We start from the raw sequence: 18,599 nt of genomic DNA, 5'->3' as shown, positions 1-18,599 counted from the left end.
AACTTAGCCGAGGTGGGGTCAGCCTGGAAAGAGGGACACCGTGCCTCGATTGGCCTAGTCGACTCGCTAGAAATTAGCCCTGATGGCAGTCCAATGACGAGACTATGCTGAATGGATTGCCTTAGAGTCAACTACCACCATGGAAACAGCTGCCTCCCCGTCTGATTCGAAGTTGCTGGGCCCCACCCATCGCAGCCGCATCAAGCGGTTAGCCCAACGGAGCCACTACGATTCGATCAAATCTTGCAGGCATCTTGCTGACAGTGTATACAAAAGTTTTCATCGGTCTCAGTTCAACTTAGGAGTCACAGCCCTGTCCAGATGTTTGGCCCCAGGGATAGATGTGACACAACGACAGGGTTGCTAATGTACCCTTGACGCCTTGACTGACTCACGGGTTTAGAAACTACGTGGGGTCTCTATGGTCTCACACTCACCGGGTCGTTGATGGGGTTTCCGCTGACACCTTCGGAAACCTGTCCACCACTGCTGAAAGGAATAGCTGAGATGACTGTGTCCAACTCTGTATCGACTGTCATGGGATTGGTCGATGCCATTGAGCAACGACGAGCCGCCCGCTCCTTCAAGCCCGATCCGATCCCTGAAGCTGTCCTCATGGAAATTTTGCGCCTGGGGCTACGAGCGCCCTCTGGCTACAATCTACAGCCCTGGCGTTTCCTTGTCTTGCGAGAGGCTAAGCATAAGGAGAAGCTGCAAGCATGCGCCTTTGGTCAACGGCAGGTGGCAGAAGCGCCGGTTGTGCTCATTTGCTGTGGCGATCGCCGGGTCAATAGTCGCGAGTACGTCGAGTCTATTATTCAGCTTGGCGTTGATGCCGGCAGTATGAGTGATGAGTATGCTGATGTCATGCGGGGAGCTGTGCCTCAGTTATTTGATGCCCAGCCCAGCTTCGAGACCCTAGAAGCCTGGACCAATCGCCACGTGATGCTAGCAGTCGCCCATTTGATGGTTGCCGCCAAAGGGTTCGGAGTCGACACCTGCCCCATGGAGGGGTTTGCCACCGCCCAGGTGAAAGAGGCATTTCAGATTCCTGACCAGGTAGATGTCTGTTGCCTATTGCCGATGGGCTATGCCGATACCCCACTCAAGACCTATGGCGGTCGCTTTGCCATCGACCAGGTGTGCTACGAAGAAACCTTCGGGAAGTCGCTATCAGACTAACCAGAGGTAAGACGAACAAGTCCCGTGCCGGATCAAAGCGGGCCAAAAATTTCCCCATCTCCTGGGTCAGCTTGGTCTCAAATGCTCGCCCAAAGCCCCAATTTCAGGCATAGTAATCCATGTGTAGCTTCAGTACTTCAGCGAGTCCACCGGGCCGGTAGCTGTCAAACGTCACGGTTGGCAAGGTCATGACGGTTCTCATAGCCCAAGGTTGACTAAATTATTTGGCAATTGAAACAGCTGATCTGGCACCAACCAAGGAGTCGTAAACCTCGACAAACATATTTAATACCAATGTTTTGTAACGCTGCGCTTAATAAAGACTATTGAGCGACGACCTACTCTTTAACCTATCGATTAGTCGTTAAAGATCGCGCCGCATCGACAGGGTAGCGAGGGACTTGTTTCCTCATTCCCTCTTTCCTCCTCCGCTCTCCCTTCGACTAGGCTCAGGGCAAGCCGTCCTCCGTTTTCCCTCTCCCCAACACCCAATCACTCTTTACCCTTGTCCTGATGGTACTCGGGCTCGCTAGGGGTCGAACACATCTGGGGGATCATTGGCTCGGTGCAACGGCTTTATACCCTGCAATAGCTCTGTGACTGCTTCTGGCGATTCCCAAAGCCAGTCCAGTAGGTCGTACTCGCTTAGGGAGCGGCCACTCTGGTGAGAAACTCGGTGAGCGTAATAACGGGTCTGGGCCATGATCCGGGGCTCCGATTGGCGCAGATACATGCAGAGACAAGCCCGGGCTTGGGCCGTCACTGGTCGCCCCAGGAAATAGGCCAGGGCGTTCAAGAGTTTCAGCTCATACTCGGGTAAGGTATCGAGACTTACCTGGGCTGGGGTTGGCTCCGTTGTCATGGTCCCTCTCTCGATTGTCGGCCTTTCTATCCTCTGCCGCTAAGACCACAAACTCAACTGCCGGACCGCATCATCTGCTGGTGCAATTGTTGCACTCGGGTTTGGCGAGCCTGGCGGTAGTCCAGCATCGGAGCTGGATAGCCCTTGCTGGTGGTGGGAACTTGCTGCACCGTCTGCACACACTGCCGTACGGAAATGACGTTGGCGGCACTAGGATGACTCTTGAGGACAACTTAGCAAATCTTAAAAAAAATATCTGGCTTCCCTACCCTGAATTAATACATACGTACTACACTAGTGCCATGGTGTTCTAAGGCGCCGAGGAATCCCCTCTCAAGGAGTCCTTGGCCAATGAGTTGATAGCCATCCAGCCGATACCCCCAAATCGGTGCCGATGGGGAGGGTGTTCCATGAGTTACTATTCCAACCACTACCGACAGCCCCGGCAGACGCCAACTCGGCGTCCCCAGCGCCATCCTGATGGCCAGCTTCGTCGGGCCTCGACTCCGCGATCGCAACCCCAGCCAGCCCCACGGCGACGCTCAAGGCGCCAGGCTGGAGTGCTGCTAGCCGGCAGCTCTATGCTGGCCCTGGCAGCCTTGGTGGTGACTCCCTTCGACCGCTCGGAGCAGTCACGGACAGCTGATTTGTGCCAACAGCGGGTGCAGTCTCAATCGGTCCTGTCCAGGGATGAACTGTCCCAGTTGCTGACGGTGGCCGAGCGCTCCTCCAAGGAGACCGTACGGCAAATCATCCAAGAGCCCTACTGCGTGCTGTCTCCTGTCACTGTGCGGGAAGGAGCCCAGGCGGAACGGGAGGCCTATCCCCTAGAGTTTGACCCGCAGACCTGGTTTGTCGTGCTCTACGAAGAGGGGGAATACGCCGGCTATGACTTCAGTTTTCGTCGCTAAGGGGGGGCTATGGCTGACCAACGCTATGGATTGACTGGCCATGGTCGCGGGCAAGGGCGATGGGCCCTGGGCTTAGGCCTGCCCCTATTGCTCGCGGTCGGTTGTCAGCAAGCCCCCGCCGTGCCTACCCGCTCCCTACAGATTCACCAGGACTGGGTGCTGCGCAGCCCGGTAGTCAGTGTGGGCGACTATCGCGCGTCAACGGTGGCTTAGGGGATATTTCCATTGATTTGCAAGGGGATACGGTCCGAGCTCCCTTCGATGGTCTAGTACAGCCCCATCGACCCGGCTGTGTGATCTATTCCAGCCCGGAAGTGCCGGCCTATGTCTTTCGCATCTGTGGGTTGAGCCAGAGTGAGGTGGGTCCCATCACCGCCGCCAAGCCTCTGGGGCGGGGACAAACGGTGCAGTTTGCTGCCCTACGGCGGCAACCCGATGGCACCTGGGCCATCGTGGAACCTGCCGTGGATGTCCTAGAACAGATGGTCGAATAGGGATGAGATCGATGAGCTCAGCGTGGTTATGGGGCGCCCTGTCCCTCTCTGGCAGTTTTAGTCACGGTGACGCCGACGGCGGCGCTGCGCTGGTCAGTAGACTTTGAGCTGCCGGCCGCGCCGGAGACAGATGATACGGCCCTGACCCCGGTAGCCTTGGAGAATAGAGTCGCGAAGCCGGTGGCATCTCCTACTCCCGCAGCTGTGGTTCAGCCCAGCGCAGCTAGTTCCCTGTCTGCCGCGACTGTTCGGCCCTTGCCGGTGCCTGCCCCTCCCGAGACCTCCACCACAGCCCTAAAACGCTCATCCTCACCTGCCTGCCCCCTCCCCCTCCCTCTCCCGCTGCCGCCGTTGCCCCTGCTTCTTCAGCATCTTCTGCGTCACCTTTCCCTGCTTCCCCCGCCTCCCTGGATCCCCTATTTGCAGGGGAGGCCGATTCCCTAGTGGCTCGGGCCATTGGCCATGCCGAAGGCACCCGTTCCCTCACCGGAGACCAGACCGCTGCCTACTATGGCCATCGCGATCCGGGCAATGGGGCGTGGAACCTGGGCAGCTTTTCCTACCAGCATGGGCTGCTACGCCCGAGGCGGCGGATGCTCAACAATTGGCACGGCTACGTCAGCAAGCGGCTACCTTGCGGCGGCGAGCCGAGACCCAGCAGGTGTCCCTGAGCCTGATGGCCGAGTTGAATGGCCTCGACCTGGCTAATCAGTCGCCCTCGGCGGCCCTGGGGCCGGTGGGCTATGTCGAGCGGCTGAAACAGGCTCAGGATCTAGGTATGCCTGAGGCTGAGGCCATTGTTTGGGCCCGAACCCGAGCCTTTCTCGATCCCGATACCCAGCGTTGGAATGCCCCTGGGCTAGGCAATACCGTGCAGACCATTAGCCGTGATCAAGCGCGACGGCACGATGCGATCGCACAGGTACTAGCCCACTGGTCTGAGTCAACGCCAATGGCCCTAGACGAGTCACCTGGAACCCCGACCGCTAGCCCCCCCACTGAAGCCATGGCAGACATCGTGCTCACCGTCGATTTGCCAAGTATCCATGGCGGGCTCGACTAGCAAGGCATGGGACTGACGATTCTCATCGCATCAGTAGCAGTCGACGAATCTGCTCTAATGCTAAATTGGCAGGGCACCGATGTCCTACCCAGCTATGGTCCTGTCCAAGTTGTCCCGTAAAAAGCCTCCTCTGCTCTTTACCCTAGGGACTGCCGTACTGTTGATCGGGGGCGGACTGATTGCCTACTGGACCCTATCCCGGCGTGGTCCAGGCTCCCAGGCCATACCCGCAGGTTCCCAAGTCATTCCCGAGTCGGCCCTCATGGCCGCTACCCTGCCGACGGCGAATAACCCCTGGCGGCAATTGCGACAGTTTGGCACTGCCGAGACCCAGGCGCGCTTCGATCAGTGGTTAATCCAGGGCCAGCAGCGCCTATGGGGGCAACACCCCCCAGACTTCAGTCGTGACCTACCGACCTGGGTGGGCCCAGAGATCACCGTGGCCCTACTGCCCGCCGCCGCTGCCGCCGCGCCTCCTGAGGCTGAACTGCCTCCGTTTCAGCAAGCTCAGCCCCTGGTCGTGGTTCCCATCGCCGATGCGGTGGCGGCCCAAGCCTGGCTGGCTGAGCGTCCTGACCTGGCCGATGACACTGCCAGCCGCGACTATCGGGGGGTGACCATTACCCCCATTCCTCGCCCCCAAGGCTCGCCTCTGTTCGCGGCGGTGTTGACTCCTGACTGGGTAGTGCTATCCCCCCATGAGGTCGCCCTAGAGCAGGCAATCGATACGACCCAGGGCGGACGCTCCCTGGCTCAACGTCCTGGCTATGGCAGTGCCTTCCAGCAGGTGGCAGCCGCCCCCGCCTTTGGTCGCCTGTATTTAAATATGGCGGCAGCCGCCCAGCAGATTGCCCTCAATGCCCAACCGCCCCTGCCCCCCTCCCAGTGGCAGGCCCTGCAGGCGCCTCGGGGGCTAGCCGCCGTCCTCTACCTAGAATCGCAGGGTCTGCGAATGCAGGGCCTGAGTTGGCTGCCGCCTAACAGTGACCAGACCTACGCCAGCCAGAATGGTCCTGATCAGTTGCCCCGACAGTTACCGGCGGAGACGTTGATGATGGTATCCGGGGGAAATCTAGAGCAATTCTGGCAAGACCTCAGTCAGGGACTACAACTGGGGGCGCTGTTACCCCTAAACCCCGAGAATCTCAGTGCCGGGCTGCAAGCCAGTACAGGATTACGGCTAGAGGAAGATCTGCTGCCCTGGATGCAGGGGGAATTTGCCCTAGCTGTTTTAGAGTCCGCAGCCGAGCCGGCAGCCCCTGGCGATGCTCCCGACTCGGCGGATGATACGGTTCCCTTGCCCAGTACTAACCTCGTTGCCCTAGTGCAGGTCAGTGATCGGGAGGCAGCAGAGCAGGCTTTTGAGCGCCTAGACCAGGTGATGGTGAATCGCTATCGCTTTCAAGTCGACAGCCTGGAGCTATCCGGTCGGCCAGTCACCCGGTGGACAACGCCCTATCAATCCCTGCAACTGAGCCATGGTTGGTTGGCAGATTCCACCGCCTTTTTCACCGTAGGGGCGGGGGTGGCCGCGACCCTACTGCCTGCCCCAGAGGCTTCCCTGACGGCAACAGAGGCCTTTGAGCGAGCCTTTCGCCAGAGTCCCCGGGTCAATAATGGCCATTTCTTCGTGGACTTCGAGCGGTTGCGTCAGAGCACGGATAGCCTATGGTTACCCGACCTCCCCGCCGACAGTTTGATTGGTTCAGGGGCGATTCAGTCCATTGGCGTGACGGCCACCGTGGACTCGCCGCGACACATTCGCTACGACCTCTATGTGGGCCTAAAGCGGGGACCGCGTCCGAGACCGTTACCAACGCCTGCCCCCTCTCCTCAGTCAGACGATGACGGCACTGCCTCTACCCCGGAGAGCTCGCAAACCCGGTAGGATAGGAATACCCTGCTGCCGTTTAGACCCATTAGGTTCGTCTCTAATCTAATGAGGGCCAATGAGGGTATTTTCAGCCCTCTGGACAGCTGGCGCTAAGCGGGGCTTCGCAGCATACAGGTTAATCACCTATGGATTTGGCGATGGATTTGGTAACACTTCAGGGCTGGTTAGATAATGTCTCTTTCGGCGTGCTTTTGCTGACGATGCTGCTGTATTGGGCTGGGGTAGCCTTTCCTGCCGTTGGTTGGCTGCCGTCCCTAGGCACCACGGGAATGGCTATTGCCAATCTATCCATTGCCGCCCTATTGGCGGCTCGCTGGATTGAGGCGGGCTATTTCCCCTTGAGTAATCTCTACGAATCGCTGTTCTTCCTAGCTTGGGGGATTACCGCGGTGCACTTGATAGCAGAACGCATGAGCCGCAGTCGCCTGGTGGGAGCGGTCACGGCCCCGGTGAGTATGGCTGTTACTGGGTTTGCTGCTTTGTCCTTGCCTGATCGTATGCAGGTGGCAGAGCCCCTGGTACCGGCTCTGAAGTCCAATTGGCTGATGATGCATGTCAGTGTCATGCTGCTCAGCTATGCCACGCTGATGGTGGGGGCCCTACTTGCGATCGCATTTTTGATCGTTACCCGTGGCCAAGCCGTAGAACTGCGCGGCAGCTCTATCGGCACCGGCAGCTTTCGCGATGCCCAACAACGCTTGACCTATGTCTCCCAAGCGGCCTCCTCAACGGCTCAATCAGACCCCACCACCATGGCTGTCAGTGGCAACACCGCCCTACTGAGCAAGCCCGAGACCTCTCCGGCTACACCTGCACTTACCCCACAGCGGCTAACCCTAGCCGACACCCTAGACAACATTAGCTATCGCATGATTGGCCTAGGCTTTCCCCTGCTCACCATCGGCATCATCGCCGGAGCTGTCTGGGCCAACGAAGCTTGGGGCTCCTACTGGAGCTGGGACCCCAAAGAAACGTGGGCCTTAATCACCTGGCTCGTGTTCGCCGCCTACTTGCACGCTCGCATCACCAAGGGATGGCAAGGACGTCGCCCCGCCATTCTAGCCGCGTCTGGCTTTGCCATCGTCTGGATCTGCTACCTGGGAGTCAATATCCTCGGCAAGGGCCTACATAGCTACGGCTGGTTCTTCTAAGCCTTAACACTGGCAAAGAGCTCCTGATAGGACTGCTGCGGGGCATCCTCCCGCGCCACAATTTCAACGATACGATTACGGGCATCCGGCTGAAACACTGCCTCGACACAGGTCTCAGCCACCTTTTGGCGAGGCACACTGCCCTCGAACAGGGTATCCGCTGCCGCCATCACCAAGCTCCGATCATCCTCCTCATTGCGCAGGCCCCCAGGCCGCACGATGGTATAAGTCAAGCCACTCTGAAGCAAATGCCTTTCTGCTTGCTGCTTCCACCACAGCACCAGCCAGAAGAGATTGAGGGGATGGAAAAAGCGAGATACACACAGGGACGACACCATGACGAAGTGCTCTATGCCGTGCTCCTTGGCCGCATCAATCAATTGCTTAGTGCCTTCATAGTCAACCTTGTAGGGCCCCGTCGGGTCAAAGCTAGGACGGGCTCCCGTGGCACAAAAGAGTAAGGTACAGTCTGCTAGCGCCAACGAAATCGTATCCCGATCCAAGACATCTCCCCGGACTAGTTCTGCTTCGATGGGAAGAATGGCGCGGGCGACATCCACATCCCGGACAAAGGCTTTGACTGAGATACCGCGACTGACCAAGAGCCGCACAATCCGTCGCCCTGTTTCCCCCGTAGCACCGGCAACAAAGGCTTTCATAGGACCTCTCTACCCCTCGATAGCGACTTCATCAACATCGATAGTATCGACAGAACCGGGACAGAACAGGCCCCAGCTCTGACAAATCGTAATTTTGAATACACTTGCTTGGGAACACCATTACATAGTCTAAAGTAATGTAACGAACAGCCGTGACCAGAGTGAACGTATCAACTATCACGTTGCAACGATTTCCGTGGATTACCGATGGCAACTTGCAGGCAGGCAACGCTATGGTGAATCTGATTTGGGACAAAGGCACGGGCCAAGGCATTGACGCTGTGTTCTTCCCCAATGCCTGGCTCTATGGGGCCCGCCGTCCAATGGTGACATCAGTCATGGTCATCCAAGCGACGCAGGGTCGCAGCTGTTCAAGACAGGTCAGACTGACTAAATCCTAGTGTCAAGTTCGCCTTTGCTATGGTTTTTCTACCACAGATGACATTTCCCTATGCAGGCATCCGGCAATTCCCTTCCCTCCAATCCCGCCCCCATGACAACGGCCCTATCTCCACTCACTAAGCCAGTGGTTGATCCGGCAGACATCGCTGAGGCTTCCAACGACAAAGCGCCCGCTACGTTTACAGGGGCCTACATCGGTGAAATGGAGATGATCGCCGATGTATCTACCGTTGCCAGCTACTTGGATGACCATCCCACTTGGTTTCTCCACTGTGCTCATCCGATGCGAGCCGAGCCCTTAGTTGACAATGGTTACGCCCTAACCGTGGGGAATTTTAGTGCCCTAGGCTATGAGATTGAACCTCGCATCGGTCTACACTTACTGCCGCAACAGGCTGGCATTTATCGCATTGAGACTATTCCGATCTCAGGGGAGGAGGCCAAGCACTACACTGTAGACTTTCGGGCTGAGATGGTTCTCAAAGAAGAGGCCACGGTTAAGGGAGACCTGATCACCCAGGTAAGCTGGCAACTAGGATTAACGGTAGCCATTCAATTCCCCCGCTTTATTCAGGCCCTACCCCATACTCTGGTAAAAACCTCTGGCGATCGCCTACTGACGGAGGTGGTGCGCCAGGCTTCCCGGCGACTGACCCGCAAAGTTCAAGAGGATTTCCATCGCCGCTTAGCTCTGCCTCTGCCCAGCAGTCATCAGCGTCATCGGTTCTGGCATCGCTAGGTCGAGGCAGACTCAGCTGCCCCGACCTTAGAGGACATTTGAAAACTCGGCTGAAAGCCCTGCCGGGTAAGCGTTTTAGAGCGTATGGCTCTGTTGGCCAGAATCCAGTCTGGAGCAAGTTTGCAGGGTACTTTCCAAATATCCTCTTAACTACGTCACGGAAAACGGTGCCTTAGAAGTCTTCTAAGATGCGAAACAGAATTTGCATCCCAGTGACGGCCTGCCAGCTAAACAGACCCACCAGCACCACATTTAACGAAATGTGAGTCAAGCGGGCTGTTTCATTTCCTTTCTGCATAAAGGGCACCAAGGCGGCAGAACTCGCAATCAACGCCGTCATAGTCAGCCCCACCAGCAAGTGAGGGCCAACGAACAACTTGCCGTTGTTGATATAGGTTACGGCCATGCCACCGACGGTGCCAATGACCATAAACGCCAGCAGGGCAGACCCGATCTGGTGATGGCGGATGTTGAACTTGCCTTTAACCAACTCCTTCTTCACATCCCCTTCTGCTAACCGCGTTCGCCGCCACTGTATGCCCAGATAGAGGGCATAGAGGGCCAGGGCGAGTAGGCTCCACATGATCAGTGGATGAATAAAATTTAACCAGGGTTTAATGGACTCCAGCATGTCTCCTCTCAGTCGCATAACTTTACAAAAAGTATAAGATCGATTCAAATCCCCTAGGAAGGTTCATCTTCGTCATCCTGACACTGGGCTTAGCAAATTTTCGACGCTATAAGGGTAAAGGGAACTATCGATGCAGCCCATCAACATCGGAGGTAGCCATGGTATGTCAGCGGCAACTGGCCCTAAGCTTGGTGGGGCTTCTCTTAGCCCTAATGCTGGGCGGAATTCATCCTCTGCCCTCTGGATGGGCTAGTGAAACAGATAACTCTGGGGAGTCAGTTCCCCCTACGGCTACAGTTGCCTCCACCCCAGAGGAGGGTACAGAGGAATCTACGTCGCCTGAGACCACCATTCCCTTACCCTATCCGGAACCAGACGGCGTTCCCCTGCCAGAGGAAGAGGAGGAGCCAGCCTCTGCCCCAGATACAACCGCCCCGGACAGTGATACCGATGCTGCTGCTGAGCCAAATGACCTGGAGACGCTACCTAATCCAGAGGAGAAGCTACTGATCCAGGCCGACCGTCTCTATCAAGCGGGAGACATCGAGGCTGCTACTACCCTCTATCGGCAAGTCAAAGATCCCCTATGGCATCCGCAGGCAACGCAGTCAGCTCCAGCAGCGATTCTGGATGCGGCAGATCTCCCTCCAGCGGGGGCTGTATATTGGCGTGAGGCCCAGGCCGGGGCAGAACTGGGCTTAGATACCCGCCTACGGATTCCCCTGGAGTTGCTGCTCGAGAACTATCCCGAGTTCATCCCAGCCTATGGCCTGCAGGCAGAGTATTTACTCCAGCAAGGCCAGGTAGACGAAGCCCTAAACCTGCTGGAAGGCGTTTTACAGCGCTACCCCAATCAACCCGACTTGCTCCAGGCCAAGATCGATCTATTGATGGCTCAAGAGCAATGGCTGGCAGCCTCGATTACGGCTCGGCAATTTGCCCTGCTTAACCCTGATCACCCTGACAGGGGCGCCATGGAAACTCTGGCAGAGGAGAATCTAGAGCGCTTCAAACGGGCCATGAATGCCCAGCTGCGCGAGAATCTCTTTACTAATATTATTACGGGGGCGGCTGGCTACTTTCTCACGGGCGGTCTACTGGGGCCATTCACGGCTGTTAACTCGTCCATCTTGATGCTGCAAGGAGAAGAGAGTGTTGGGGCCCAGGTGGCTGAACAAGCCAAGCAGCAATTGCCCCTGATGGAAGACCCGCAGGTGCTTCAGTATGTGGACCGCATCGGCCAAACTCTGGCTCGTCGCACCGGCCGGGATGATTTTGACTACGACTTCTATGTGGTGCTAGACGATAGCCTCAACGCTTTTGCCCTACCGGGGGGCAAGATCTTCATCAACGCTGGTGCCATTCTAAAAACCAATTCAGAGGCAGAGTTGGCTGGCCTGTTGGCCCATGAGATTTCCCACGCAGTACTCTCCCATGGCTTTCAGATGGTGACGCGAGGCAACTTGACCACCAGTTTGGCGGCCTTCATTCCCAGTGCTCAATTGGCTAACATTGCAGCCAATCTAGTGGTGGCTGACTATTCTCGCGATATGGAACGCCAAGCCGATATCCTGGGCACCCAAATTCTGGCCACTAGTGACTATGCCGCCGATGGTCTTTATAACCTAATGGTGACCCTACGCCAGGAAAATGGCGGCGGTGCTGGCATCCGCTGGTTTGCCTCCCATCCAGCTACCGATGAGCGGGTGCAGTATCTGCAGCAGCTGGTGCAGCAGGGCGGCTATGACCGCTATGCCTTCGAGGGAGTGCTGACTCACCGCCCCATCCAGCAACGGGTAGCCACTCGCCTGGAGGAATATGAGGCAGAACAGGCAGAACGTCAGCAGCGGCGGCAGCGTTAGCCATCGTTCTCAGGTGGCAGCGACACAATGTTGCAAAAGTTAAATGACGGTTCACATAGGCGGTAACGTTGGTACACTGAAACTCATAGTTAGAGCATGGAAATGCTTTATTTCCCTGGCTTTCAGCCTCTTGCATGACTAGTCAGTCAGGTGATATTCACCGCCTACTGTCTTCATAGCAATTTTTCAACGCAGGTAGTAACGGACCCATGGTAGATTCCCTAAAGAAGCCTGACGCTGCCGAAATGCGGCCTGGTGTTAAGGTGCCGGCAAAAGAAACCATTCTGACGCCGCGGTTTTACACCACTGATTTTGACGAAATGGCTGAGATGGATATCTCAGTTAATGAAGACGAACTTAAGGCCATCCTGGAAGAGTTCCGGGCTGATTATAATCGCCATCATTTTGTCCGGGATGAGGAATTTACCCAGTCCTGGGATCACATTGATGGCAATACCCGGCGGTTATTTGTCGAATTTCTAGAGCGCTCCTGCACAGCCGAATTTTCTGGTTTTCTCCTGTATAAGGAACTGGGGCGTCGTCTGAAGGGTAGAAGTCCTGTCTTGGCAGAGTGCTTCAATTTGATGTCCCGAGATGAGGCCCGTCACGCCGGGTTCCTCAATAAGGCGATGTCGGATTTTAATCTACAGCTAGATTTGGGTTTCCTGACGAAGAGCAAGAAGTATACCTTCTTTAAGCCCAAGTTTATTTTCTACGCCACCTATCTGTCAGAGAAAATTGGCTACTGGCGGTACATCACTATCTATCGACACCTAGAGTCCCATCCTGAGAACCGCATCTATCCGATCTTCCGCTTCTTCGAGAACTGGTGTCAGGATGAAAACCGCCATGGTGACTTCTTCTCGGCGGTGATGAAGGCTCAACCGCAAATTATCAATGACTGGCGGGCTAAGCTGTGGTGTCGATTCTTCCTGCTGTCGGTCTTCGCCACCATGTATCTCAATGACCTGCAACGGCAGGATTTCTATGCCGCTATCGGTCTCGATGCCCGGCAATACGATATCCATGTGATTCGGAAGACAAACGAGACGGCGGCTCGAGTGTTTCCGGTGCTACTGAATGTGGATCATCCTGACTTCTTCCGGCGATTGGATATTGCTGCTGAAGCGAATAGTAAGCTAGCTGCAGTAGCTGAGTCGGAGGCTGCGGGACCTCTAAAATTCCTGCGGAAACTGCCCCATATTATCGGTATTGGCTGGCAAATAGTTCAGCTCTACCTAATGAAGCCACTGCCTGCTGAGCGCAGCACAATTCACTAGTTTTCCCCCGATGATGAGCGGCTCTGGTTCCAGAGCCGCTTTTCTTTAGCGGTGGCAGGCAAGGGGCAGCTCCGTTTTATGGGGTTCGCCAGCCAGCCTAGGGCCTGTTTGCAGTTTTCAAGTACCCATAGCTAAGGAGGCTAACTGGCCCGCAACCCCACCCAACTCTAGGACGGTTGTTGTATCAGCGGGCTGGGCGACTGACGGCCATGATCCGATTTCGATGTTCCTGGGGAGTATTGCTTCTCTCTATAGCTTGGTCGGCGGCGTCATGGCTCAGTCTCGAGGTACTGGCAAGTAGCGAGGTGAGGGCACAGGCCTCGTCCGCCTCGACCGCTGTCGACTCGGTAGGTGGCGAGCAACCCTCACTAGATTTGGACCCTGACACCCTCGACAGTAGTCCGGTGCTGCAACGGTGGCTGCAACAGACCCCCGATATTGCCGATGAGATCCGCCATGATCCCAGCTTTCGCACTCGCCTGCAGCTCGGCTATTCTCGGCTAGACGATAGGGGAGGAATTGTTGTGGGGGTGGAGGACCTGTTTGTAGGTAATACTGGACTTACGGTCGGTGCCGACTATAGTCAGCATGGTAAGCGCCAGGGATACGGAGCGGAGCTACGCTACTACCTACTGCCATTGGGGAGCTACGCTAATTTAGCACCAGTGGTAGGCTATCGTGCCTTGGAGACTGCTGGCGAAGACACTGACGGGGTGACCCTAGGACTACGACTGATGTTAGCCCTCTCTCGGACGGGAGCCGCAGACATCGCCGTTAGTCAGCGTTGGATTGCACCTGGTAGCGGGGAGGCGGCAGGACTGACGACAATCACGGTGGGCTACGCCGTGACTCAGCAGCTGCGAGTCGGTAGTGAGCTACAGTGGCAGACCATTGGCGATGATCACGATAGCCGTGTAGGGATCTTGCTGGAATGGATGCCCTGATAGGGTCGTTGATCAGCCGGCTGGGCCCATAGGGAGATCTCTGGTGCGTTTGGCAGCCCCGCCAATGGCTAGTTGCTGAATGCAGGCGCAGCCGACTAGGGGGCATGGAAACAAAGTTGGTGGCGTTAGTTTAGGGAATGGGCTGGCCACGCAGCGTTGTGCGGTAATGGTGGCTATACTGTGCTGGTAGGGCTTGAGACATCTACAGCGCGTCTCTAACAGTTGCTGTGAAAGTTCTCTGAGGCTGGACTTGACGATGATTTAGTGATGAAGTTCTCTGATGGGGTGGAAATTTTGTGCTAACCTGTAGACTGCATGCAGGGATGCCTCTGCACTATTTTGTTGTCTGAATGTGCGGAAACGAGAGAGTGTTTTTGGTTGGTTAGATACCTCTGAGCGTCCGTACAAGTAAACCTTCTTTAAGTCGTTGTTTTCTTTGCTGTCGTTGTCAAGTTCGAAGCGTTTATGACCCAGGTTGTAGTTGGAGAAAACGAAGGTATCGAATCGGCTTTGCGACGTTTCAAACGTCAGGTATCTAAAGCAGGAATTTTCTCTGAAGTGAAGCGCCGCCGCCACTTTGAGACTCCCCAGGAAAAACGGAAACGGAAGGCGGTGGCTCGGCGCAAGAAGCGTTATCGTTAGGGGTCTTCTAGATGCGATCGCACCGACACGGCGAACAGTGCTGCTTGGGTGCGGTCTCGCAAGTTGAGCCGATTTAGCACACTGGTCACATGATTTTTGACAGTGCCCTCTGAGATGTAGAGGGCACTTGCTATTTCTCGATTACTAGCTCCCTGGGCCAACCACCGTAGAATCTCCCTGACGGGCAGAACGCCGCAGTTCTTGATTCACCTGGTGCAGTTGCTCCCGGCCCTGGCGCTCGGCCAACAGGGCATTGACCAGCAACAGCATGAAGCCTAGCAGCAGGGCAAACAGAATACTGACATTCAGGTTCATGCCAAATAGAAAGGGCTGCAGCCGCCCCACCAACTGCGGCGGCACCTGGCCCCTGAGGGCCTGTAGGCGTAGGTGCAATCCCACCAGAAACATCAAAAAGGCCAGGGCACTCACCATCACCCGCCCCAGTAGAGCAAACATAAAACAGCTGCGGATGACCAGTATCAGATAAAGCAAGGGAAATAGGCGAAACTCCGCCTGCCCAATGGCTGTAGCCACAAAAATCAACAGAAACTGGGCCAGCACATGGCCGATGCGTCCCCATCGAGCTTGGGTGGGTAGGTAAAGCCCCAAGATCCCAAAGCCAAGCACGCCCAGGCTGGTGATTACGAGAAATCGCGTGGCCAAGGGAGGTGCCATCGGGGTCAAGACGCCTAGCCAGGTGACCCCCAATAGGCCCCATTCCAATGCACGAGTCTGCCCCGCAGCGAAACAGTACCCACGAGGGTGATTTCCTTTAGTCCTCGAATAATTAACCTATAGGCACGATAGCTGTACGGCATATAAGAGTGCCGGTTTTTCTAGTGCCCTTAACTAGCCTGGGCCATGAGGATTCCATGGCGAATCAAGCTAGAAACATAGCCAGCTATCCGGCAAAATCGCATCCTAACGATCAATGCTGAGTCACCATACCAGACAGATCGCCTATAGATTTATTGCAATTTTACTATCGGCCTGCTGGCTATCGATTGCAGCAGGATCGCTGTGGTCTCCAATATTCGCACAACAGTCTCCGACAACTGCACCTCAACAGACTAATACACCGCAACAGGCTGCTGAACTAGAGCGCACTAAGACATTCCCCTATCCACCGCAGTTAATTCCAGGTCAATTCGAGTGTATTGTATTAGACCGCCACGAAACCAAATCGAAAGAGTTAACTCCTCAAGAGAGGCATGCAAGAGATACGTGGGGGTTTCCTGAACGCTGGATTTGGCGACATGTCTGTGCTGGTCAGGAAGCCAATTTCCATAAAATCTTTTTAAGTGCCCTAATTATTAGAGACCTAGTAGAAAACAATAGTCAATTACTGAATGAAAACTTTGATCATGAGAATTTTGACTACACTGGCTTGATTGCAGAGTATCGAATTCAGTTGAATTCTGCATTGCAAGAAGACATCGAGAGACCTAAATCAGATAAATTACTAAGTGCCTTATTTAATCTGGCTTCAGATGTACCGCTAGAAACGTCTCTCAAATTTCTTATAGAGAATAACTCTAAACGCCCGGAGGAAAAATCATTTCTAATTAAGCTATCTGAGCTCGTACAAATCCTGACTAGCCAAACAGACAAAGAATACTCAACTGCATCTTTGATTTACGAAAACGAAGGGACTTTAAGAAATATAGTAGACAGTAATAAGGAAGATTACAATAAACTTTCTGGCTTGCTGAAGGAAAAGCACCAAGCCTTCTGGGATGCAGTCCTCGACCTTTCAGAGAAAAAAACAGAAGCCGAATCAGGATCTCGGATTAACTTTCAGGAATACTTAAATAAGTACTCCGTTGGCAATAATTTCTTGAAGACGATTCTATTACGAGAGCCCTTTCGTAGTGCTTTACCTGGAACAGTTATCACTCGAGGAGCATATTTCAACGAAGAGTTAGATCTGTCATCGTCTGATATCGAACAAGAACTACAGCTAAAGGATTCGGTATTCAGGAAATCGGTTAGACTTTATAAGTCTAATTTCCTAAGAAGCTTGAATCTGGATGGATCTCAATTTGAGGGAGGTATTTTCATCAATAATATTACTCTTCAAGGTGATCTCTTCTTGAGGAATGTCATTCTTAAGGGTAATGGACGTGCGAGCAACAATGAGAGTTCCGAGATAAATTTAGAATCCCTTCAAGGTCGCGACATCATTTTAAGTGGTGATTTCTCAAATCATAGTATTAACTTATCTGACTCTGAAATCAACGATTTCATGCTTATCTTTGATAAAGAAACACCTGATCAAATAAGGCTTGACTTAGATAATATGGTCGCTAGTAACGTAGTTTTCGATTTCAAGAATAGACAGCCAGGATTCCAGAATTTGTTCTTTAAGGAAAGAACAAATGAATCAGATAATATAGATCTACTCCTAGAAGACGCTCAGGTTAATAGTTTTAATATTATTAAATCAGACAATGAGGAAATGGATCAGGAAATATCAGGTGAGTGTTTAATAGATTTAAATAGATTTCACTATCAAAAGGCTAATTCAGCAGGTTTTAGTTTGCTCACCAGCTGCTTAGATGCTAAATACAATAAGGCTGCTCCATCCACCTGGCAGAGAGTAGTGAGAACTCTTTCAAGCATAAGGTTAGCATCAACTAGACAACAGGATTTAGATGAATCCCTGTCATTAGACAGTGAGCTTTTACCACGACTTGAATCTCTACTGCAACCCCTAGAGCAAGCCGCAATGGTTGCCAGATCATTGGGTAAGTATGATATGGAACGAGACCTCCTCTATAAACGTAACCGCTTAGAAGTGCTCATAGAGAAAGAGCAAAATGGCAGATTTACCGCTAAATTTATACAACTCACCATCAGTGATTTTCTATACGGATTTAGTTACTATCGTTTCAAGGCACTCAGGCTTTTTGTCATCGTTTGGATGATAGGAGGCTTTCTTGCCTTTAGACGAATTCTCAGAAAGCAATCCGACTTAATCAAGAAGGTGATCAAATCGAGAGATCTAGAAGATGCACTATTCAACAAAGTTTCTGTGCCAAACATATGTCTAAGGCAGGCTTTAAAGTATAGTGACTCTATTTCAAAGATATTATTCTTTAAGCTAAAATCAAAATCTAGCATCGGGACATATGACGGTCTCGATAGACTTGACCTATATGTGAAATTCGAACCTGACTTTGAGCTCGAAAAAATACTTGAGGGATCTAAGCTCGACAAAGTGAGCAGGCAAAATGCTGACTATATCTATGTCAATCATCATCAAGACACTCAGAATCTGAAAAATCTTGTTGAGATCATAAACGCGAAGCAGATTGAGACATTTGGCTGCGGCCAAAATATCTTTCCAGATTCGGGAAAATGGTTTTTCGATCAAAAAGGTTCATGTAACGGCACCCTAGATCTGATCAATCTCAAGGAAGATCAGATCAGAGAACATCAATATCCATATTTGAATCGACCTAGAAAGGGATTGGCAAGAACTATTCATTTATTTTTTAAGCCACTTCTCTTATTTCTTGCGACTTTTCTTGTTGCTATTCAGTTATATGTGCCTGCGTTGTATACGCATCTAAAAATCCCAGCAATCATTATTTTTATTCTAGCAATTGCTATTCTCGTCCCATTTTTTGTTGACTTCGCAACAAGAAAGCTTAGTGGTTGGAGATTTCGCGTGGCTTGGTTATCGATGGTCTTCAGCCTGGATATCTTGCTGCCTATCATTAACTTGGATGAACATCTCCATAATTTCGTCTTCGAAGAGTCAGAGGGATGCACTCGCCTATTCTTCCTGTTTCAGAAGCTAATGGCTGCCGTGCTTGCCGGTATTTTACTGCCTGTATTTTTTGTCACAGGTTTGTAACGACAGCATTAGCTGACGGCT

18 protein-coding genes and 1 pseudogene are annotated in these 18,599 nt (G+C 53.5%); 14 read left to right on the top strand and 5 right to left on the bottom strand.

Annotation, left to right across the window (positions count from 1 at the left end; translation table 11 throughout):
• Positions 1-507 precede the first annotated feature (507 nt).
• Positions 508-1,182, top strand: coding sequence for a nitroreductase family protein (locus XM38_RS10730; protein ID WP_080806526.1), 675 nt, complete (start codon positions 508-510; stop codon positions 1,180-1,182).
• A 529-nt stretch (positions 1,183-1,711) separates the two neighbouring features.
• Here the strand turns inward: XM38_RS10730 and XM38_RS10725 are convergent.
• The gene (locus XM38_RS10725) at positions 1,712-2,044 is read right to left on the bottom strand and encodes a hypothetical protein (RefSeq protein WP_080806524.1); all 333 of its coding nucleotides are present in this window, start codon (positions 2,042-2,044) and stop codon (positions 1,712-1,714) included.
• Between the two features lie 410 nt (positions 2,045-2,454).
• Between XM38_RS10725 and XM38_RS10720 the strand changes: the two genes are divergently transcribed.
• The 6 genes from XM38_RS10720 (at position 2,455) to ccsB (ending at position 7,557) form a co-directional block, all read left to right on the top strand.
• Entirely contained in the window at positions 2,455-2,955 is a 501-nt protein-coding gene (locus XM38_RS10720; RefSeq protein WP_088429804.1) for a hypothetical protein, read from the top strand.
• A 9-nt stretch (positions 2,956-2,964) separates the two neighbouring features.
• On the top strand, positions 2,965-3,168 hold the full coding sequence (locus tag XM38_RS10715) for a hypothetical protein (RefSeq protein WP_080813312.1): 204 nt from the start codon (positions 2,965-2,967) through the stop codon (positions 3,166-3,168).
• Between the two features lie 17 nt (positions 3,169-3,185).
• A complete protein-coding gene (locus XM38_RS10710) occupies positions 3,186-3,449 on the top strand; it encodes a hypothetical protein (protein WP_088429802.1) in 264 nt (87 codons plus the stop codon).
• Positions 3,450-3,987: 538 nt separating this feature from the next.
• Positions 3,988-4,512 carry a hypothetical protein gene (locus XM38_RS10705; protein ID WP_088429800.1) on the top strand — a complete coding sequence of 175 codons (525 nt, stop codon included), beginning with the start codon at positions 3,988-3,990 and terminating at the stop codon, positions 4,510-4,512.
• A gap of 94 nt (positions 4,513-4,606) precedes the next feature.
• The gene (locus tag XM38_RS10700; protein ID WP_187329365.1) at positions 4,607-6,400 is read left to right on the top strand and encodes a DUF3352 domain-containing protein; all 1,794 of its coding nucleotides are present in this window, start codon (positions 4,607-4,609) and stop codon (positions 6,398-6,400) included.
• A 143-nt stretch (positions 6,401-6,543) separates the two neighbouring features.
• The gene (gene ccsB, locus XM38_RS10695) at positions 6,544-7,557 is read left to right on the top strand and encodes a c-type cytochrome biogenesis protein CcsB (protein ID WP_080813341.1); all 1,014 of its coding nucleotides are present in this window, start codon (positions 6,544-6,546) and stop codon (positions 7,555-7,557) included.
• Here ccsB and XM38_RS10690 read toward each other — a convergent pair.
• Positions 7,554-8,216 (bottom strand): NAD(P)H-binding protein, encoded by a 663-nt coding sequence (locus XM38_RS10690; RefSeq protein ID WP_088429796.1) that lies wholly within the window; start codon positions 8,214-8,216, stop codon positions 7,554-7,556. The two genes, ccsB and XM38_RS10690, sit on opposite strands and share 4 nt — an antisense overlap.
• A gap of 182 nt (positions 8,217-8,398) precedes the next feature.
• Here XM38_RS10690 and XM38_RS10685 point away from each other — a divergent pair, with 182 nt between their 5' ends.
• Together XM38_RS10685 and XM38_RS10680 are read left to right on the top strand one after the other, a co-directional pair.
• Complete coding sequence (locus XM38_RS10685; protein WP_080813322.1) at positions 8,399-8,617, top strand: hypothetical protein; 219 nt, start codon at positions 8,399-8,401, stop codon at positions 8,615-8,617.
• Positions 8,618-8,709: 92 nt separating this feature from the next.
• Positions 8,710-9,357 (top strand): DUF1997 domain-containing protein, encoded by a 648-nt coding sequence (locus tag XM38_RS10680; protein ID WP_225889290.1) that lies wholly within the window; start codon positions 8,710-8,712, stop codon positions 9,355-9,357.
• 172 nt (positions 9,358-9,529) lie between these two features.
• On the opposite strand, the gene XM38_RS10675 is transcribed toward XM38_RS10680, so the two are convergent.
• Positions 9,530-9,988 (bottom strand): DUF4079 domain-containing protein, encoded by a 459-nt coding sequence (locus tag XM38_RS10675; protein WP_080813324.1) that lies wholly within the window; start codon positions 9,986-9,988, stop codon positions 9,530-9,532.
• A 158-nt stretch (positions 9,989-10,146) separates the two neighbouring features.
• On the opposite strand from XM38_RS10675, the gene XM38_RS10670 reads away from it, so the two are divergent.
• The 4 genes from XM38_RS10670 (at position 10,147) to rpsU (ending at position 14,716) form a co-directional block, all read left to right on the top strand.
• On the top strand, positions 10,147-11,850 hold the full coding sequence (locus XM38_RS10670) for a M48 family metallopeptidase (protein WP_088429794.1): 1,704 nt from the start codon (positions 10,147-10,149) through the stop codon (positions 11,848-11,850).
• Positions 11,851-12,059: 209 nt separating this feature from the next.
• Positions 12,060-13,130, top strand: coding sequence for a magnesium-protoporphyrin IX monomethyl ester (oxidative) cyclase (gene acsF / locus XM38_RS10665; RefSeq protein WP_088429792.1), 1,071 nt, complete (start codon positions 12,060-12,062; stop codon positions 13,128-13,130).
• Between the two features lie 374 nt (positions 13,131-13,504).
• Entirely contained in the window at positions 13,505-14,074 is a 570-nt protein-coding gene (locus XM38_RS10660) for a hypothetical protein (RefSeq protein ID WP_080813327.1), read from the top strand.
• A gap of 465 nt (positions 14,075-14,539) precedes the next feature.
• On the top strand, positions 14,540-14,716 hold the full coding sequence (rpsU, locus tag XM38_RS10655; protein ID WP_035985692.1) for a 30S ribosomal protein S21: 177 nt from the start codon (positions 14,540-14,542) through the stop codon (positions 14,714-14,716).
• Here rpsU and XM38_RS10650 read toward each other — a convergent pair.
• A pseudogene (locus XM38_RS10650) lies at positions 14,713-14,895 on the bottom strand (response regulator transcription factor); the annotation flags it as partial. The gene rpsU and the pseudogene XM38_RS10650 overlap by 4 nt on opposite strands.
• Complete coding sequence (locus XM38_RS10645) at positions 14,861-15,391, bottom strand: hypothetical protein (protein ID WP_137455072.1); 531 nt, start codon at positions 15,389-15,391, stop codon at positions 14,861-14,863. The gene XM38_RS10645 and the pseudogene XM38_RS10650, both read right to left, overlap by 35 nt.
• Before the next feature lie 256 nt (positions 15,392-15,647).
• Between XM38_RS10645 and XM38_RS10640 the strand changes: the two genes are divergently transcribed.
• On the top strand, positions 15,648-18,578 hold the full coding sequence (locus XM38_RS10640) for a hypothetical protein (protein WP_080813331.1): 2,931 nt from the start codon (positions 15,648-15,650) through the stop codon (positions 18,576-18,578).
• The last annotated feature ends 21 nt before the right edge of the window (positions 18,579-18,599 follow it).

The organism is Halomicronema hongdechloris C2206, from assembly GCF_002075285.3.
GTDB classification, from domain to species: Bacteria; Cyanobacteriota; Cyanobacteriia; order Phormidesmidales; family Phormidesmidaceae; genus Halomicronema_B; species Halomicronema_B hongdechloris.
This window is presented reverse-complemented; position numbering and strand designations above follow the sequence as displayed.

Bases quoted from the DNA above. Each gene is read 5' to 3' on its own strand.
- XM38_RS10730 (WP_080806526.1), top strand. From the start codon at position 508: ATGACTGTGTCCAACTCTGTATCGACTGTCATGGGATTGGTCGATGCC.
- XM38_RS10725 (WP_080806524.1), bottom strand. From the start codon at position 2,044: ATGACAACGGAGCCAACCCCAGCCCAGGTAAGTCTCGATACCTTACCC.
- XM38_RS10720 (WP_088429804.1), top strand. From the start codon at position 2,455: ATGAGTTACTATTCCAACCACTACCGACAGCCCCGGCAGACGCCAACT.
- XM38_RS10715 (WP_080813312.1), top strand. From the start codon at position 2,965: ATGGCTGACCAACGCTATGGATTGACTGGCCATGGTCGCGGGCAAGGG.
- XM38_RS10700 (WP_187329365.1), top strand. From the start codon at position 4,607: ATGGTCCTGTCCAAGTTGTCCCGTAAAAAGCCTCCTCTGCTCTTTACC.
- ccsB (WP_080813341.1), top strand. From the start codon at position 6,544: ATGGATTTGGTAACACTTCAGGGCTGGTTAGATAATGTCTCTTTCGGC.
- XM38_RS10690 (WP_088429796.1), bottom strand. From the start codon at position 8,216: ATGAAAGCCTTTGTTGCCGGTGCTACGGGGGAAACAGGGCGACGGATT.
- XM38_RS10680 (WP_225889290.1), top strand. From the start codon at position 8,710: ATGACAACGGCCCTATCTCCACTCACTAAGCCAGTGGTTGATCCGGCA.
- XM38_RS10675 (WP_080813324.1), bottom strand. From the start codon at position 9,988: ATGCTGGAGTCCATTAAACCCTGGTTAAATTTTATTCATCCACTGATC.
- XM38_RS10670 (WP_088429794.1), top strand. From the start codon at position 10,147: ATGGTATGTCAGCGGCAACTGGCCCTAAGCTTGGTGGGGCTTCTCTTA.
- acsF (WP_088429792.1), top strand. From the start codon at position 12,060: ATGGTAGATTCCCTAAAGAAGCCTGACGCTGCCGAAATGCGGCCTGGT.
- rpsU (WP_035985692.1), top strand. From the start codon at position 14,540: ATGACCCAGGTTGTAGTTGGAGAAAACGAAGGTATCGAATCGGCTTTG.
- XM38_RS10645 (WP_137455072.1), bottom strand. From the start codon at position 15,391: ATGGCACCTCCCTTGGCCACGCGATTTCTCGTAATCACCAGCCTGGGC.
- XM38_RS10640 (WP_080813331.1), top strand. From the start codon at position 15,648: ATGCTGAGTCACCATACCAGACAGATCGCCTATAGATTTATTGCAATT.